This window comes from Geobacillus sp. E263 (assembly GCF_007197795.1).
Classification (GTDB): Bacteria; Bacillota; Bacilli; order Bacillales; family Anoxybacillaceae; genus Parageobacillus_B; species Parageobacillus_B toebii.
Genome location: NZ_CP041632.1, coordinates 3,003,216 through 3,019,861 on the forward strand (window position 1 = coordinate 3,003,216; position 16,646 = coordinate 3,019,861).

14 protein-coding genes and 1 pseudogene are annotated in these 16,646 nt (G+C 44.7%); 8 read left to right on the top strand and 7 right to left on the bottom strand.

All coding sequences use genetic code 11. The features are described 5' to 3' along the window. The first annotated feature begins 134 nt into the window (after positions 1 to 134). Positions 135 to 1,142 carry a rod-share determining protein MreBH gene (mreBH, locus tag FNL97_RS15470; protein ID WP_143416100.1) on the top strand — a complete coding sequence of 336 codons (1,008 nt, stop codon included), beginning with the start codon at positions 135 to 137 and terminating at the stop codon, positions 1,140 to 1,142. Between the two features lie 93 nt (positions 1,143 to 1,235). Here mreBH and FNL97_RS15475 read toward each other — a convergent pair whose 3' ends face one another. The 3 genes from FNL97_RS15475 to FNL97_RS15485 form a co-directional block, all read right to left on the bottom strand. Next, positions 1,236 to 2,600 carry a (Fe-S)-binding protein gene (locus tag FNL97_RS15475; protein ID WP_143416101.1) on the bottom strand — a complete coding sequence of 455 codons (1,365 nt, stop codon included), beginning with the start codon at positions 2,598 to 2,600 and terminating at the stop codon, positions 1,236 to 1,238. Next, positions 2,597 to 4,009 (bottom strand): glycolate oxidase subunit GlcD, encoded by a 1,413-nt coding sequence (gene glcD / locus FNL97_RS15480; RefSeq protein ID WP_143416102.1) that lies wholly within the window; start codon positions 4,007 to 4,009, stop codon positions 2,597 to 2,599. The genes FNL97_RS15475 and glcD overlap by 4 nt, the downstream gene beginning before the upstream one ends. Before the next feature lie 136 nt (positions 4,010 to 4,145). Further along, on the bottom strand, positions 4,146 to 5,822 hold the full coding sequence (locus tag FNL97_RS15485; RefSeq protein WP_143416103.1) for an L-lactate permease: 1,677 nt from the start codon (positions 5,820 to 5,822) through the stop codon (positions 4,146 to 4,148). A 373-nt stretch (positions 5,823 to 6,195) separates the two neighbouring features. On the opposite strand from FNL97_RS15485, the gene FNL97_RS15490 reads away from it, so the two are divergent. The 4 genes from FNL97_RS15490 (at position 6,196) to FNL97_RS15505 (ending at position 9,972) form a co-directional block, all read left to right on the top strand. Continuing rightward, positions 6,196 to 6,912: a FadR/GntR family transcriptional regulator gene (locus FNL97_RS15490; protein ID WP_143416104.1), complete on the top strand. Its 717-nt coding sequence runs from the start codon at positions 6,196 to 6,198 to the stop codon at positions 6,910 to 6,912. Positions 6,913 to 7,089: 177 nt separating this feature from the next. Then, positions 7,090 to 7,806, top strand: a complete 717-nt coding sequence (lutA, locus tag FNL97_RS15495) for a lactate utilization iron-sulfur protein LutA (protein WP_143416105.1) — start codon at positions 7,090 to 7,092, stop codon at positions 7,804 to 7,806. 16 nt (positions 7,807 to 7,822) lie between these two features. After that, positions 7,823 to 9,250: a LutB/LldF family L-lactate oxidation iron-sulfur protein gene (locus FNL97_RS15500; protein ID WP_143416106.1), complete on the top strand. Its 1,428-nt coding sequence runs from the start codon at positions 7,823 to 7,825 to the stop codon at positions 9,248 to 9,250. Beyond that, the gene (locus tag FNL97_RS15505) at positions 9,250 to 9,972 is read left to right on the top strand and encodes a LutC/YkgG family protein (RefSeq protein WP_143416354.1); all 723 of its coding nucleotides are present in this window, start codon (positions 9,250 to 9,252) and stop codon (positions 9,970 to 9,972) included. Before FNL97_RS15500 ends, FNL97_RS15505 begins: the two co-directional genes overlap by 1 nt. Positions 9,973 to 10,109: 137 nt before the next feature. Here the strand turns inward: FNL97_RS15505 and FNL97_RS15510 are convergent, their stop codons facing one another. Both FNL97_RS15510 and FNL97_RS15515 read right to left on the bottom strand, forming a co-directional pair. Continuing rightward, positions 10,110 to 11,042 carry a D-2-hydroxyacid dehydrogenase gene (locus tag FNL97_RS15510; RefSeq protein WP_143416107.1) on the bottom strand — a complete coding sequence of 311 codons (933 nt, stop codon included), beginning with the start codon at positions 11,040 to 11,042 and terminating at the stop codon, positions 10,110 to 10,112. Positions 11,043 to 11,114: 72 nt separating this feature from the next. Continuing rightward, the gene (locus tag FNL97_RS15515) at positions 11,115 to 11,801 is read right to left on the bottom strand and encodes a TerC family protein (RefSeq protein WP_143416108.1); all 687 of its coding nucleotides are present in this window, start codon (positions 11,799 to 11,801) and stop codon (positions 11,115 to 11,117) included. A 274-nt stretch (positions 11,802 to 12,075) separates the two neighbouring features. On the opposite strand from FNL97_RS15515, the gene FNL97_RS15520 reads away from it, so the two are divergent. The 3 genes and pseudogenes from FNL97_RS15520 to FNL97_RS15530 form a co-directional block, all read left to right on the top strand. Further along, complete coding sequence (locus FNL97_RS15520; protein WP_143416109.1) at positions 12,076 to 12,921, top strand: SPFH domain-containing protein; 846 nt, start codon at positions 12,076 to 12,078, stop codon at positions 12,919 to 12,921. Between the two features lie 15 nt (positions 12,922 to 12,936). Further along, complete coding sequence (locus FNL97_RS15525; RefSeq protein ID WP_143416110.1) at positions 12,937 to 13,128, top strand: type II toxin-antitoxin system antitoxin; 192 nt, start codon at positions 12,937 to 12,939, stop codon at positions 13,126 to 13,128. Between the two features lie 44 nt (positions 13,129 to 13,172). Then, positions 13,173 to 13,709: pseudogene (locus FNL97_RS15530) on the top strand (molybdopterin cofactor-binding domain-containing protein); the annotation flags it as partial. A gap of 188 nt (positions 13,710 to 13,897) precedes the next feature. Here the strand turns inward: FNL97_RS15530 and FNL97_RS15535 are convergent. Next, positions 13,898 to 15,052 (bottom strand): saccharopine dehydrogenase family protein, encoded by a 1,155-nt coding sequence (locus tag FNL97_RS15535; RefSeq protein ID WP_143416111.1) that lies wholly within the window; start codon positions 15,050 to 15,052, stop codon positions 13,898 to 13,900. An 85-nt stretch (positions 15,053 to 15,137) separates the two neighbouring features. Next, positions 15,138 to 16,619, bottom strand: a complete 1,482-nt coding sequence (locus FNL97_RS15540; protein ID WP_143416112.1) for an aldehyde dehydrogenase family protein — start codon at positions 16,617 to 16,619, stop codon at positions 15,138 to 15,140. Positions 16,620 to 16,646: the final 27 nt, after the last annotated feature.

Below are 16,646 nucleotides of genomic sequence, written 5' to 3' on the forward strand. Positions count from 1 at the left end.
ATAGTCATAAAAGAGAGAAATACATCGAAAATTATATATGTACGAACTTATGCGTTATGCCTATTTCGTTCAAACTACTGTTGCTTCTTGTATAGAGTTTGAACAAATCCGTGTTTAAAGGCAGGTGTTGACAAATGTTCGGTTCGTCGGAGATTGGAATCGACCTAGGAACGATGAATATACTACTATATAGTAAAAATAAAGGAATTGTCTTTAACGAACCAGCGGTGATCGCTTTCGACGTCCAAACAAATGAAGTGCTTGCCGTTGGAACAGAAGCGAAAATGATGATCGGTAAAACACCGAATAATGTTGAAACGATATATCCATTAAAACATGGTGTTATTGCAGATTTTGACAAAACAGCCACAATGCTAAAACAAGTGCTTAAACTCGCTGGCAAACGCATCGGTTTTTCCATCAAAAAACCAAATGTCGTCATTACCACTCCATTTCATTCCACTTCCGTAGAACGCCGCTCTTTTTATGAATTAGCAAAACATTGCGGTGCCAAACAAGTATATTTGCTCGAGGAGCCAATTGCTGCGGCGATCGGTGCCGACTTGCCGGTAGATGAGCCAGTGGCAAATGTCGTTGTCAATTTAGGAGCTGGAAAAACAGAGGCAGCAATCATTTCACTAGGCGGAGTTGTCGCATGCCAGTCGCTTCGCATCGGCGGCAATCAACTCGACGAGGATATTATTCAATACGTAAGACAACATTATAATTTACTAATTGGCGAACGGACGGCGGAACGAATTAAAATCGAAATTGGCTATGCACCGGTTGCCCATGAAGAACAAACAATGGTCATTCATGGTCGCGATTTAGTGACCGGCTTTCTTAAAGCCGTTCCATTGCGCTCTACAGAAGTGCAAAAAGCGATGGAAGAATCGCTTTTGCAAATTCTTAGTGCAATTCGAACCGTGCTGGAAGAATGTCCTGCGGAACTTAGCGGCGATATTATTGACCGCGGCATTGTCTTAACCGGCGGCGTCGCCCTTCTTCACGGAATCGAAAATTGGCTAAGTTCAGAACTGCATGTTCCAGTCCATACTGCTCCAAACCCGCTTGAAGCAGCAGCAATCGGAACGGGGAAAGCACTCAGTACGGTTCAAAAGCTTATCAGCACCGTTCCGTAAAGCATCTTTCCAATACCCCCCTGCATTACGTCAGCTGTAATGCAGGGATTTTTTATGCATCAGACAGGGCATGTCCCCTCTTTGTCATAACCGTTATGACGTTTTGTGAATGCGCTCTTCATGTTCCGACGCCTGAATTCCCTCAGCTGCTTCAAGCAGAAAATCAACAATATGAACGGCGCGGACACGATCGGACAATCCCTCGCGCTCAATTCCAAGCCTCATTTGTAGCAGGCAGCCCGGGTTTGCCGTCACAATCGTTTTCGCCTTTGTCTGCTTTGCCATTTCCATTTTGTAATCAAGAATTTGCATCGCCATTTCCGGCTCAACGATATTATAAATGCCCGCGGATCCGCAGCAGCGATCCGCATCTTTCATTTCGCGAAATTCCACCCCTTGAATCGACCGAAGCAGCATTCTTGGCGATGCGGCCGTCTTCATGACGTTCCGCAAATGGCATGAATCCTGATATGTAACGACTTGCGGCTCTACTTCCAAGTGTTTTTTATGGAAATCCAATTCGACAAGCACTTCGGAAATATCTTTTATTTTTGCAACGAAGGCTTTTGCCCGTTCTCTCCACTCCGCCTCGTCTTTCAGCAAATGGTCATACTCCATTAAGAACGCGCCGCATCCGCCGGCGTTCGTCACAATATAGTCCACCTGCAATTGTTCAAACGCTTCGATGTTTCGTTTCGCCAGCTCTTTCGCTTTTTGCTTCTCCCCGCCATGCCCATGCAGTGCGCCGCAGCACGTTTGCGACGACGGAATAATAATTTCGCATCCCGCTAACTGCAATAAGCGCATCGTCGCATCATTCGTCGCCATAAACATTGTATCCATTAAACATCCTGAGAAAAAGGCGACCCGCCGTTTCGGCATCCCATCAGGTGCTAGATGCTGCGGCCGCTTTTTCATCTCTTTTAGCGGCGGTACAGGAGGCAGCACTTTTTCCATTTGTCGTAACGAAGAAGGCAAGAGGGTTAATAGGCCTGTTTTCCGCACGAATGCCTGCAGGCCGGAACGCTGGTAAAAACCGATCAGTCCTGTCAGCATTCTCATCCGCTCCGGATATGGAAACAGCTCATAAAATACAAGTTTGCGAACAAAGCGGACTAGGAAAGAATGTTTTTTATGCTGCTGAATAATGTCGCGCGCTTCCTCCAGCAAATGACCGTAGCGAACGCCGGAAGGACAAACAGGTTCACATGCCCGGCATCCTAAACACATATTTAACGAGCGCTCGACATCTTCATCCGGTTCGATAAGCCCATCAACGACTGCCTTCATTAAAGCGATGCGTCCTCTCGGAGAATGGGATTCCTGAAATCCCGATTCAATATACGTCGGGCATGTCGGCAGACAAAATCCGCAACGCATACAGTTCATAAGCTCGTCTTCGTCCATCCGTTCCTGAAACTTCTCCTGTATGATCGCACGTTCTTTTTCCGTCGTCATCGTGTCACCACCACTCGTTTTCTTGTGCTTTTCGCAAATACTTTACCAGGGTTCATAATATTATTTGGATCGAGCGCCTGCTTAATTGCCTTCATCGCGGCAATTCCCGCTTCGCCAAGTTTCCATTCCAAATACGGCGCTTTCATTGCCCCGACTCCGTGTTCTCCTGTAATCGTTCCGCCAAGTTCAATTGCTTTCGCGAAAATTTCCTCAAACGCTTTTTCAACTCTTTGCATCTCATCGCGGTCGCGCGCATCCGTTGGACACGTCGGATGCAAGTTGCCGTCTCCTGCATGTCCAAAAGTACATATTTTCACATTGTATTTTTCGGCGATCTCATTAATCGCTTTGACCATTTTCGCGATCTCGGAACGCGGCACCGTCGCATCTTCTAAAATGGTTGTCGGCTTGAGACGGGCAAGTGCGGATAATGCTGAGCGTCTCGCTGTTCGCAAGGCGTCCGCCTCTTCTTCGGAACGAGCGAGCTGCACCGAAACGGCTTGCTCATTTTTGCAAATTTCCGCCATTTTCTTCATATCGCGCTCCACGATTTCCTTCGGTCCGTCCTGCTCGATTAAAAGTACGGCTTTTACGTCGGTTGGCAGTCCAATTTGCGCGTATGCTTCAACTACTTCTAACGTCGGCTGATCGAGAAATTCGAGCGTCGCCGGAATAATTTTATTGGCGATAATTTTGGAAACGGAACGCGCAGCCGCTTCTAAATCTTGATACAGCGCAAGCATCGTTTTCTTTGTTTCCGGCATTGGAATCAGTTTCAGTGTTGCTTCTGTAATAATGCCGAGTGTTCCCTCAGAACCGACAAATAAACGGGTTAAATCATATCCAGCTACATCTTTCGCTAATTTTCCTCCGGTTCGGATGACCTCGCCGTTCGCCAGCACGACTTCCAACGCCAGCACATAATCGCGGGTAACTCCATATTTTAACCCGCGCAATCCTCCTGAATTTTCATTAATGTTTCCGCCAATCGTAGAAATTTTCATGGAACTTGGGTCCGGCGGATAAAACAATCCTTTCGCTTCCACCGCGTTGATTAAATCAAGCGTAATTACCCCTGGCTGGACAGTTACTGTTAAATTTTCTTCGTCAATTTCTAAAATTTTGTTCATATGTTTGAAAACAAGAACAATCCCGCCTTCAATCGGGCATGTACCGGCGCAAAGATTTGTCCCTGACCCGCGCGGAACGATGGGAATGCGGTGTTCATTGCAAATTTTTACAATTTGCGAAACTTCCTGTGTATTTCTCGGTGCAATCACCGCATCCGGAAGAGATTGAAATTGCGGTGTCGCATCGTACGAGTATACAAGTCTTCCCGCTTTTGAATCGTCATAATTTTCCGCCCCGACAATGCGGATGAATTGCTGTTTTACATCATTAGAAATCAATTTTCCCACCCTTTCGCATATTGTTTTTAAATTTCCGTCTATGAACATCCAAGTCTTTAATGCAAGCGGAAAAGGGACTGAGCCTAGCCGGCAATTCTTTTCGCCAGCTAGTCACCGTCCCTCCCTATAAACGTCATTATGGAATCATCCAAGATAAAATATTAGATTGCAAGAATACGAGTATACCAATCAAAATAATTAGGAAAATACTATGCTTTACCGTAAATCGGAATAAATCGGATTCTTTTCCGGTTAATCCGACGGCCGCGCAGGCTACCGCAATCGATTGCGGTGAAATCATTTTTCCGACAACCCCGCCGGAAGAGTTCGCTGCTAGCGCTAAAACAGGATCCATGCCAATGGAAGTCGCCGTCACTTTTTGTAAATTGGCAAACAGTAAGTTCGAGGACGTATCGGAACCAGTAATAAATACGCCGAGCCATCCTAAAAACGGGGAGAAAAACGGGAATAAGAAATTTGTCTTCGCTAAGGCCATCCCAAGCGTCGTGCTCATACCAGAAGAGTTTGTTACATATGCAAAACCGACAACCGAAGCAATCGTAACAATTGGAAACTTTAATTCATTTAATGTTTCGATAAACGTACTTCCCCAATCTTTCCAAGACATTCTTATAATAAATTTGGTTACCACCGCAGCCAGCAAAATGGCTGTACCGGCCGCACCAAGCAGTTCTAGTTTATATACTGCCGCAATCGGCTGGCCGCTCGCATTAATGATTTTATTGTTCAATCCTGGCACTTCCGGCATAAATGTCAGCTGATAACCAATTGCGTTGACTAGCTTTAACAGCCCATTCGTTCCCTCGTAATGTCCTGTCAAAGCCGCTTTCACTTGCGGAATTCCCCAGAGAGAAATGAATGCGGTTAGCACTAAAAATGGAGACCATGCCTTAAATACTTCCCCGCTTGTATAGGCAGCTTTATTTGCTTGGGCTGCTGCTGCCACTTCGGATTCCGTTGAAAAACGATACGTGCTTTTTGGCTTCCAATACCTTAAAAAGACGGCGAGTGCAAACATCGAAACTAAAGCCGATAAAATGTCCGGAAGCTCAGGACCTAAAAAGTTAGAGCTAACATATTGCGTAATCGCAAAGGAGGCCCCTGACACAATGATCGCCGGCAATACCTCCACTGTTTTTTTCCATCCAGCCATAATAAGGACAAGATAAAACGGAATAAATACCGATAAGAAAGGCAATTGCCGCCCTACCATTTTCGAAATTTCCATCGCCGGAATACCGGTTGGCCCTTCCATCGCAATAATCGGAATTCCGATTGCCCCAAAGGCAACTGGAGCTGTGTTGGCAATTAAGCAAATTCCCGCTGCATACAACGGATTGAATCCTAAGCCGACAAGCAGTGCTGCAGAAATAGCTACCGGCGCCCCAAATCCAGCTGCTCCCTCAAGAAACGCCCCAAATGAGAACGCTATCAATAATGCTTGTAGACGACGGTCTTCCGTGATCGACAACACGGAGTTGCGAATAATATCAAACTGACCGGATTTAACTGTCAGTTTATACAAAAAGACGGAAGTGATAATAATCCATCCAATTGGCAATAATCCATAAACTGCTCCTTGTGTTATCGACATCACTGCCATTCCGGCCGGCATCCTGTAAGCGATTACAGAAATTGCTAAAGCAAGAAGCAAGGTGGTAACTCCAGCTATATGGCCCTTCATCCGCTTGATAGCCAGCGCCCAGAAAAAATATAAAATTGGAATAAGTGCTACAATGGCTGATAACCAAAGCTGATCAGCAATTGGCGTAAAATCTTGCTTCCACTGCATGAACAAACCTCCTATATCTTCATTCATTTTTACTAATTTATTCTCGTGTTCTCACATTGCTGTAGTTGGAGATTCATTGACCAAGTCATCAGATGACCAGATAATAAAATGATGTTCGAGTTAAATTATAGAAGATAATGAACCAAAAAGGCAATATTGTTTTTTTAAATTTTTTAAATTTTTGTCTGTTTAGAAATAAATTTTATTCTAGTATTCTTTTTTAAAGAAAAAAGAAAAGTTCTTATTACTGCCCCATTATGTGTATAATAAAAACAACGTTAGTTCCTTTTTCTTTTACTTGTTCATTGAACATCCTAGCTAAATGACCTCTCCGCCAGCGAAAAAAGCTAGAGTTTATATCGAGGTGAATACATTGGAATTTAAACAAATTAAAACGAAAAAGATTTACGAGGAAGTAGCGGAAGCAATTTTTCATATGATCAAGACCGGTGTATTAAAACCTGGAGATAAATTGGACTCTGTTCAACAGCTGGCTGAGAAGTTTCAAGTGGGACGTGCCGCCATCCGCGAAGCGCTAACTGCTTTAAAAGCCATGGGGCTCATCGAATTAAAACAAGGAGAAGGCACTTATGTACGCGAATTTGATCCCACGATGCTCACCTTTCCGATTTCCATTGCTGTGCTTATGAACAAAGAAGATGTTTGGCATTTGCTCGAAGTTCGAAAGCTTCTTGAAGTCGGCGCTGCCTCTTTAGCTGCAGAAAAACGGACAGATGACGATTTAGCAGCGATGGAACAAGCTCTTCATGAAATGAGGGAAGGAATCGGAAACGATGAGCTTGGGGAAAAAGCGGATCTTGCTTTTCATATGGCCGTTGCGGCCGCCTCCCACAATCCGATTTTAGTCAGCTTAATGAACAGTGTATCGGAAATGATGATCGAAACGATGCGGGAAACCCGGCGTATTTGGCTGTTCTCTAAGCAAACAACCACGGAAAAACTGCTGCAAGAACATACCGAAATTTTTAAAGCAATAAAAGAAAAAAACGCCGATGCCGCGCAAGAGCGAATGCTTCAGCATTTAACCAACGTGGAAAATGTACTGCGCAAATATATATATTCTCGATAATCGCCCGGCAAAACAGCCGGGCATTTATTTTTTTTATAAATTAAAAAAAGTGCTTGATTTTTCAAATTTCAAATTTTCATAAAAGAATACCTTTCATCACTGAAAATGGTATATAATTATATACAAAGTCATCAGATGACCTGCTCACCTAATATGCTACTGGGAAGGGGATTCATAATGAAAGTTTCGTTATTCGTCACCTGCCTCATCGATTTATTCTATACTAATGCTGGAAAAGCAACGGTAGAACTATTGGAGCGATTAGGGTGCGAAATTGACTTTCCGGAGGCGCAAACATGCTGTGGTCAGCCAGCCTATAACAGCGGTTATGTAAAAGAAGCAAAAGAAGCAATGAAACATATGATTCGCACGTTTGAACATGCCGATTATGTCGTCACTCCTTCCGGCTCATGCGCAACCATGTTGAAAGAATATCCCCGCGTTTTTCAAGGAGATCGCGAATGGGAACCAAAAGCGAAAGCACTTGCTGATAAAACGTATGAACTCACCCAATTCATCGTAGACGTGTTGAAGATGGAGGACGTTGGCGCTAAACTTCAAGGACGCGCCACTTATCATACCTCGTGCCATATGACACGTTTGCTCGGCGTCAAAGAAGCGCCTTTTAAACTATTAAAAAATGTTAAAGGATTGGAGCTTGTTCCATTGCCGAATGCCCATCAATGCTGCGGGTTTGGCGGAACGTTTTCCGTGAAAATGGGACCGATTTCCGAACAAATGGTCGATGAAAAAATCGAACATATCGAAGAAGTAAATGCAGATTATCTAATCGGAGCCGACTGCGGCTGCTTAATGAACATTGGCGGACGCATAGAGCGGCAAGGAAAGCCAATCAAAGTAATGCACATCGCTGAAGTGCTAAACAGCCGATAAAAGGAGGGACCCCCACATGCCGATGAAAATTGGCGATGCAAATTTCCGCGAACGAGTCGAAACAAATCTTCACAACATGTTTATGCGCGGCGCTGTTGCAGGAGCGCAAGAGCGGCTGCATACAAGACGTCTCGAAGCGGCCGAAGAGCTTGGGAACTGGGAAGAGTGGCGCTCGCTCGGGGAAGAAATTCGTCAGCATACACTAGAAAACTTAGATTATTATTTAATGCAATTAAGTGAAAACGTTGCCAAACGCGGAGGACACGTCTTTTTCGCGCAAACCGCGGAAGAAGCAAACAACTACATTCGCAATGTCGTCATCCAAAAAAACGCGAAAAAAATTGTCAAATCGAAATCGATGGTGACGGAGGAAATCAACTTAAATGCTGTGTTGGAAGCAGCGGGCTGTGAAGTCATCGAAACGGATCTTGGCGAATACATTTTGCAAGTGGACGATCACGATCCTCCTTCTCACATCGTCGCTCCAGCACTTCATAAAAATAAAGAACAAATTCGTGACGTCTTTCGCCAAAAACTCGGCTACAAGCAAACAGAAAAACCGGAAGAGCTTGCGCTTCATGCCCGCAAAATGCTCCGTCATGAATACTTAACCGCCGATATCGGCATCACCGGCTGTAACTTTGCCATTGCTGAATCCGGCTCCATTACGCTCGTCACCAATGAAGGAAACGCCGATTTAGTTACTGCTCTTCCGAAAACGCAAATCACCGTCATGGGGATGGAGCGCATCGTCCCGACGTTTGAAGAAATGGAAGTGCTTGTCAGCCTTTTAACGCGGAGTGCCGTCGGGCAAAAATTAACGAGCTATATTACCGTATTAACGGGACCGCGCGATGAAGGCGACGTGGACGGCCCGGAAGAATTTCATTTAGTCATCGTTGATAACGGCCGCTCCAACATTCTTGGCACAGAGTTCCAGCCGGTATTGCAATGCATTCGCTGTGCTGCCTGTGTCAACGTATGCCCGGTTTACCGCCATATTGGAGGACATTCGTATGGCTCCATTTATTCCGGCCCGATTGGCGCTGTTCTTTCCCCGTTATTAGGCGGGTATGACGACTATAAAGAGCTGCCGTACGCCTCTTCCCTTTGCGCGGCCTGCACGGAAGCTTGCCCAGTTAAAATTCCGCTCCATGAATTATTGCTAAAACACCGTCAAGTGATCGTCGAGCGTGAAGGAAAAGCGCCGATTTCAGAAAAATTGGCGATGAAAGCGTTCGGTTTAGGCGCATCTTCATCCTTTCTTTACAAGCTCGGTTCTAAAGTTGCCCCAAGCGCCTTGACGCCGTTTACAAACGACGACCGCATTTCCAAAGGGCCAGGACCGCTGAAAGCGTGGACAGAAATTCGCGAGTTTCCTGCACCAAATAAAGAGCGATTCCGCGACTGGTTTCGCGAACATCAAAAAGGAGGAGAAAAATGATGCAAGCTGGCACGATTCATAATCGTGACAAATTTTTGCAAACCGTTGCCAATCGGCTCGGGCGCCATCAGCGCACATCGGGAGTATCCCGGCCGCATTGGCGCCATCAGCCGCAATGGACCGTATTTCAAGGCTATAGTCAAGATGAATTATTGGAAGCATTGAAAGCGCAATGTCCGCGCATTCACACCCAATGCGTCGAAACAACAGCTGTTGAACTAAAAGAAACGTTAAAGGAAGTGGTCGCCAAGCACGGGGGCGGCCCGATTGTGACATGGGACGATCCCCGTTTTGATGAATACGGATTAACCCGCTTACTGCGCAACGAATGGCCGAATGAAAACGTCGATGTCCACATTTGGGACGCTTCTGCCGGCAGAAAAAATATTGACTATGCCGAACAGGCAAACGTCGGTATTACATTCAGTGATATCACGCTTGCCGAATCAGGAACGGTCGTGCTATTTAGCGGAAATGGAAAAGGGCGCACCGTCAGCTTCCTGCCAAAAACGTATATTGCCATCATCGCGAAAAGCACGATCGTACCGCGCATGACCCAAGCTGCCGCTTACATTCATCAACAAATCGAAAAAGGGCATCTCATTCCTTCATGCATCAATTTTATCACCGGACCAAGCAACTCTGCCGATATTGAAATGAACTTAGTCGTTGGAGTGCACGGCCCGATGAAAGCAACTTACATTGTCGTTACCGACCGATAAACCTCTCCTATCTGCATTCCATTTAGAAGCAGATGGGAGCCTTCTCTTTTGCACTTTTTGATGCCAGCCTTATACGTTTTCATGTCACATCCATTATAAACGTATAAACGGGCACGTCCTTTTGGACTTGCCCGTTTTCAATATCCTTTCTGCACATCCACTTTGTTGCAAAGCGGTTCATCTGCTTCAATTCGCTGTAATGTTTGTAAAAAGCAGTCCACTGCCTCTTCAGCAGATGTTAATGCAGAAATATGCGGAGTGATGATGACGTTCGGATGCTGCCATAACGGTGATTCAGGCGGCAACGGCTCGTTTTCGAAGACATCTAAAACCGCAAGGCGGACATTTCGGTTTTCCAATGCGTCCCATAATGCTGCTTCATCAACAGTTGCTCCCCTGCCCACGTTAATAAAACTAGCATTATTTAAAAGAGCAAAAAACTGCTCATCAAATAAATGATACGTTTCGTTTGTCAATGGAAGCGCGGCAATGACCCAATCGGCTTTCGGCAGCACTTCGCTTGCTTGATCGACTGGAAATACTTTCACAAAATGTGGTTTCATCTGCCCGCTTCGTGAAATTCCAATCGGCTCAACACCAAACATGCACAAATAACTGGCAAGCTGCTGTCCAATATGTCCTGTTCCGTAAATAACCACACATTGACTTTGCAATGGCTGCGGGGAAATTGGCTTCCATTGCCGCTGTGATTGGTACCATCCATAAACATCATGACATTGTAAATCGCGAAGCATATAACTAAGGCAATATTCGCTAATTTGTTTACCGAACGAGCCGATCGTCCTTGTCAGCAGTACATCTTCTTTCCACTCTCTATTCCATAAAAATGAATCGACTCCTGCTCCGAGTGAATGCACCCAGCGAATGTTGCCAAATTCAAAACGAGGCGATGGACGAAATCCAACATACGCGTCCGCCCAAAAAAAATCGTCGCGGCATATTTCATTTTCAGCAACAAAGCGAAAATTTTTATTGACCCCCTTTTCTTGCAATAGTTTTGCCATCTCCGAATACAACCGCCCCGTTACTAAAATATTATGAACCTGCATAAACCTTCCCCCCTTACCATCAATCAGTTATGAAAGAAAAAGGGATATCCCCCGATGGAGAAATCCCTCCGTTTACATAATTGTTCCTTGTTCGCTTTCTGCTCTTTTATTTGTGATATATCCAGCAGCTAACACGAAAATCGTTAATCCAGCGCTAACAGCATACATTAACGGTCCTTCGCGGAAATGGAGAAGCTGCATAAATCCTTTGTCTTCCATCATCATTTTTCCGCCGGTCCATGCCAAAATTCCAGAGCCGACGTAAGCGATCCAGCGGTATTTCTCCATGATTTTCATAATCGCCTTTGCCCCAAAAATCATAATCGGAATGCTGATCGCCACTCCAAACGTAATTATGCCGATATGCCCTTCCGATGCCCCTGCTATTGCAACGACATTGTCCAAACTCATCACCGCATCGGCGGCAATAATAGTGGTGATCGCCTTCAAAAGGCGGTCAGACGATTGAACCGCTGTTTCTTCTTCATGCTCAATAAGCACTTTGTAGGCAATCCAAAGCAATAACAAGCCGCCTGCTAAATGGACAAACGGAATTTTTAATAAAAATACTATGATTGCCGCAAATAAAATACGCAAGAAAACAGCCCCGCCTGTCCCCCAAAAAACCGCTTTATTCTGCTGATGCTTCGGTAACTTGCGCGTCGCCATCGCAATGACAACAGCATTGTCACCAGATAAAATAATATCAATCGCTATAATCTTCAATAATGCCAACAGCGCTTCCGAAGATATTGCCAAATAAACGCACCTCTTCTTCCTTTGCAGCAAACTTTTCTACCCTTTTCTTTCATCTTATCGTAAATATGCTTTATCATCAACTTATCTATTATTGTTCCTTTCCACAAACCTTTATAAAAAGATTTCCATTTCTAAAATAAATCCGTTAACTAACACTGTACTATTAAAATCAATCATTCATAATATACATTACTCAAAGGTATAACAATATTTACATTTATTTCAAAAAGTGATATCATTTTAATATAAAATTGATGTTAAAGGGGGGCAGTTCATGAAAGAAATAAAGGCGTGGTATACGAACGGATTTGTTGGGATTGTTGGTATTGCCATACTGCTGATAGCAGCATTCATTAGTTTCCTTCTGCAGCAAATGATTTTTGCTGTTTTATTCCTTCTGGTTGCTGTTGTTTTTGCCAGCGGCATTACGATCGTTCAGCCCAATCAGGCGAAAGTATTGATCTTCTTTGGGCGTTATCTAGGCACTATTCGCGATAGCGGACTGTTTCTTACCATCCCGTTTACGATTCGGCAAAACGTTTCTTTGCGCGTCCGTAATTTTACCAGCAACAAACTAAAAGTAAACGATGTTCAAGGCAACCCCATTGAAATTGCCGCTGTTATTGTATTTCGGGTCATCGATTCCGCAAAAGCGACTTTTGATGTGGATGACTATGAAGAGTTTGTAGAGATTCAAAGCGAAGCAGCCATTCGCCATGTCGCAACTAAATATCCTTATGATACCTTTACCGATGATGATGAAATCACATTGCGAGGTAATGCAGATATTATTTCCGATGTCCTTGCAAATGAGCTGCAAGAGCGCCTAAAAGTAGCTGGAGTAGAAGTCATCGAAGCGCGCCTTACTCATCTTGCTTACTCTCCAGAAATTGCGAGTGCAATGTTGCAACGCCAGCAAGCAGCCGCAATTTTAGCGGCAAGGAAGAAAATCGTTGAAGGTGCGGTTTCCATGGCACAAATGGCGATTGAGCAACTTGACAAGGAAGGAATTTTAGAGTTAGATGATGAACGAAAAGCAAACATGGTTAACAACTTAATGGTCGCCATTGTATCTGAGCGTGCGACCCAGCCGGTGATCAACACCGGAAGTCTATACTAACGGTTGTGGAGTGCTATGGCAAAAAAGAAAAGTTTCCCCTTGCGAATCGATCCAGCCTTATACGAAGTCATTGAGCGGTGGGCACACGATGAATTTCGCAGCGTCAATGCACATATCGAATTTCTATTGCGCGAAGCCGCTAAACGAGCCGGACGACTTACGCAACGAAAAATAAATACAGACAATCCTCCAAATGAAAGAAGCTAGCATTTCCGATTTAGACGGAATTGCTAGCCTTTTTATTTTTGTCAATTTTGTTTTTGTTTGACGGCGGCGTCTATTCCGATAAAGCAATTGACGTCAGCCGCGCCGCCGCTGTGGATTGCACAGGACCGTACCATATCGAAAATGTGTGGTGTGATTCATTATGCGTGTATACGAATCATCCGTATGCCACCCCATTTCGCGGCTTCGGCCATAGCGAACAAGCTTTTGCCATCGAACGGGCCATCGACTTGCTTGCCGAAAAGCTAGGTATGGACAAATGGGAATTACGGCGAAAAAACGCGATTCGCCCCGGCCACACGACCCCGACACAAGTGCGATTAAACCGAAGCAATGTCGGCAATTTGCCGGCCTGCCTCGATCGTTTGCGCGAGCTAATGAAATGGGACGAATGGCAGCGCATCGAAATCGACGCTTATACCGTACGAGCAAAAGGCATCAGCTGCGCATGGAAAACGTCAACGATTGACACGGATGCGAGCTCCGGAGCCATTTTAACATTCAATCCGGATGGAAGTGTGAATGTAATCTCCGGTGTGGTGGAAATCGGAACAGGAACGAAAAATTTTTATTTGACCGCTACGAACGGGTGCTAAATCCGCAATTGCGCACTTATCGGCCAATTCGCTTTGGCGAACATCCGGAATATATTGTGGAGTTTATCGAAACGCCACAAATCGATGCGCCATACGGGTCACAATGAAGACTGCTTTTAGTTGAGATTTTTCCACCTAAAAGCAGCCTTTTTTTATCACTTTACATATCGTTTCTCTTTGATAACGACGCCGCGCTTTGCCATTTCCTTGATGTAGATGTCACCCGGAACGATTTGTTCTGGCGGGTAAACGCCTCGTTTTTCGATTGTTCCGTTTCCAATCATTTGTGCAACGACCGAAATAGTATTCGCTGTTGTCCGCGCCATTGCGGTAATATTCTTTTTGCGATCTTTAAATGTAACCATTTCATACTCAAAAATCGTTTCTTTATCGTTTTTTATTCCGCCAACAATCACCCTTAACAAGACGACATCCTCTTTATCTCTTAAGTCTAAAAGCGGGGATAATGTGGCTAAAAGCACGTCGCGCGGCTTCACTTTTTGCCCTTTCACTTCCACCTCGTAGTCATTTCTTGTTAAATTTAAATCGACGAGCAGCTTAAATTTTTCCGCATGGCCTGGATAGCGGATCGTCTTATATTCTAAACATTCTAATTGCGGATAGGAATAAGATAACGTGGATGTTCCGCCTGATGTATGAAATGCTTCTAGCGGTCCGAACTTATCAAAGTAGATTGTTTCAATCTCTGATAAAGATGGAATTTCTTGCTTCCGTCCATCCCGGATGATGAGAGACGGGTCTGTATAATGATCCAACAATCCTTCCAGTGAAAAGACATGGTTGTATTCCAACGGGGGCTCTGGACGCACAGGAATCCCGCCGACGTATAGTTTAATGGATTTCAATTCATCTAGTTTGCTAGCTCCGTAGCCAGATAAAATGTTAATCATTCCTGGAGCAACTCCTAAGTCAGGAATGATCGTCACACCAGCTTGTTTTGCTTTCTCATGCAATTGTAAAACGCGATCGGTAATATGTCCGATATGCCCGCCTAAATCAACAGAATGGGCACCGACTTGAATCGCTGTTTTCGCCACCATTTCGTTAAAAATATAAAATAACGCGTTGATGACAACATCATGTTCGCTCATTAATGCCGCTAGCTTTCTTTCATTCGATGCATCGACTTGTTTCGCCTCGATTTTACTAGAATATAACTGCCGGCAAACTCGCTCCGCCTTTTTGATATCGACATCCGCTAATGTGACGGAAGAAACCTCTTCACTTTGCACTAAATCGCGCGCCGCTTCTTTTCCCATCAATCCACATCCGAGTACTAACGCTCTCATTGTACGTGGCCTCCTTATCCTTGTATCCCATTTCGTACGCAGCCTTCTTGTCCTCCATTCCAAACCTTTTATAGATAATGCCCCCTTATTCATCAATATCGATTTGCGCCCGCTGCAATTTACCGCTAAAATCAATGTAAATGCTTTTCCATTCCGTAAATACGTCTAACGCCGCCACCCCGGAATCGCGATGGCCGTTTCCCGTTCCTTTCGTTCCGCCAAACGGCAAATGAATTTCCGCCCCTGTCGTACCTGCGTTCACATATACAATTCCTGTATCCAAATCACGCATTGCGGTAAACACTTTATTCACGTCGCGAGTGAAAATAGAACTAGATAATCCGTAGTCAACGCTATTGTTCACTTCAATCGCTTCTTCTAAGCTTTTCACAGGAATAATAGAAGCGACTGGACCGAAAATTTCTTCCCGCGCGATCCGCATATTTGGCATTACATCCGTAAAGAGCGTCGGAGCGTAATAGTATCCTTTGTTATATTCTCCTTCTTGCAAAATATACCCACCTGTCAATAGTTTTGCTCCTTCTTCTTTACCGATTTGCACATATCGGTCAATTTTTTGTAACGCTTTTTCATTGATGACTGGTCCAACTTTTACATTTTCATCTAAGCCATTCCCGATTGTTAGAGTTCGCATCGCCTCTAGCAGTCTATTTTCTAATTCTTTTTTTATATTTTCATGGGCAATAATTCGGCTGCACGCGGTACATCTTTGTCCAGAAGTGCCAAAAGCGCTCCATAAAATTCCTTCTACCGCTAAAGATAAGTCTGCATCGTCCATCACGATCACCGCATTTTTTCCGCCCATTTCGAGTGACACTTTTTTCAAGCTTCGGCCGCATTTTTCCGCAATTTTTCTGCCTACTTCATTGGATCCGGTAAAGGAAATCACCCGTACATCAGGATGTTCGACAAGCGCGTTCCCCGTTGTCGGACCGTCACCATTGACGACATTAAATACTCCTTTTGGCAATCCAGCTTCTTCAAAAATTTTTGCTAATTCCTGCGCCATAAACGGCGTTTCCAACGCTGGCTTCCAAACGACCGCATTACCGGCTACAATGGCAGGGAACGATTTCCATGTCGCGATCGCAATCGGAAAGTTCCATGGAGTAATAATGCCAACAACCCCTACAGGGGCACGGACACTCATCGCAAATTTATCTTTTAATTCGGAAGGAGTTGTATCTCCGAATAATCTTCTTCCCTCTCCCGCCATATAAAACGCCATATCAATTCCTTCCTGTACTTCTCCGCGAGCTTCTTCAATGACTTTTCCCATTTCCATGGTTAACATTCTTGCTAATTGCTCTTTTCGCTCCTTCAACAAATACCCTACTTTATATAACACTTCGGCGCGTTTCGGCGCGGGGACAAGCGCCCACTTTTTTTGCGCAGCCTTTGCCGCTTTTACCGCCGCGCCCACATCCGCTTCAATCGAAACCGTCACTTCTCCAATCGCATCTCCTGTCGCCGGATTAATGACCGGAGCGAATTGTTTGCTGCTCGATTCTTTCCACTCGCCATTAATAAAATTCAATACTTTCATCAGCGGAGTTCCTCCTTGCTCTTTATT

Coding starts and splice junctions, on each gene's coding strand:
- FNL97_RS15510 (WP_143416107.1), bottom strand. CDS start 11,042: ATGCAGGTTCATAATATTTTAGTAACGGGGCGGTTGTATTCGGAGATG.
- FNL97_RS15500 (WP_143416106.1), top strand. CDS start 7,823: ATGCCGATGAAAATTGGCGATGCAAATTTCCGCGAACGAGTCGAAACA.
- FNL97_RS15525 (WP_143416110.1), top strand. CDS start 12,937: ATGGCAAAAAAGAAAAGTTTCCCCTTGCGAATCGATCCAGCCTTATAC.
- mreBH (WP_143416100.1), top strand. CDS start 135: ATGTTCGGTTCGTCGGAGATTGGAATCGACCTAGGAACGATGAATATA.
- FNL97_RS15535 (WP_143416111.1), bottom strand. CDS start 15,052: ATGAGAGCGTTAGTACTCGGATGTGGATTGATGGGAAAAGAAGCGGCG.
- FNL97_RS15520 (WP_143416109.1), top strand. CDS start 12,076: ATGAAAGAAATAAAGGCGTGGTATACGAACGGATTTGTTGGGATTGTT.
- FNL97_RS15540 (WP_143416112.1), bottom strand. CDS start 16,619: ATGAAAGTATTGAATTTTATTAATGGCGAGTGGAAAGAATCGAGCAGC.
- FNL97_RS15485 (WP_143416103.1), bottom strand. CDS start 5,822: ATGCAGTGGAAGCAAGATTTTACGCCAATTGCTGATCAGCTTTGGTTA.
- lutA (WP_143416105.1), top strand. CDS start 7,090: ATGAAAGTTTCGTTATTCGTCACCTGCCTCATCGATTTATTCTATACT.
- FNL97_RS15505 (WP_143416354.1), top strand. CDS start 9,250: ATGCAAGCTGGCACGATTCATAATCGTGACAAATTTTTGCAAACCGTT.
- FNL97_RS15475 (WP_143416101.1), bottom strand. CDS start 2,600: ATGACGACGGAAAAAGAACGTGCGATCATACAGGAGAAGTTTCAGGAA.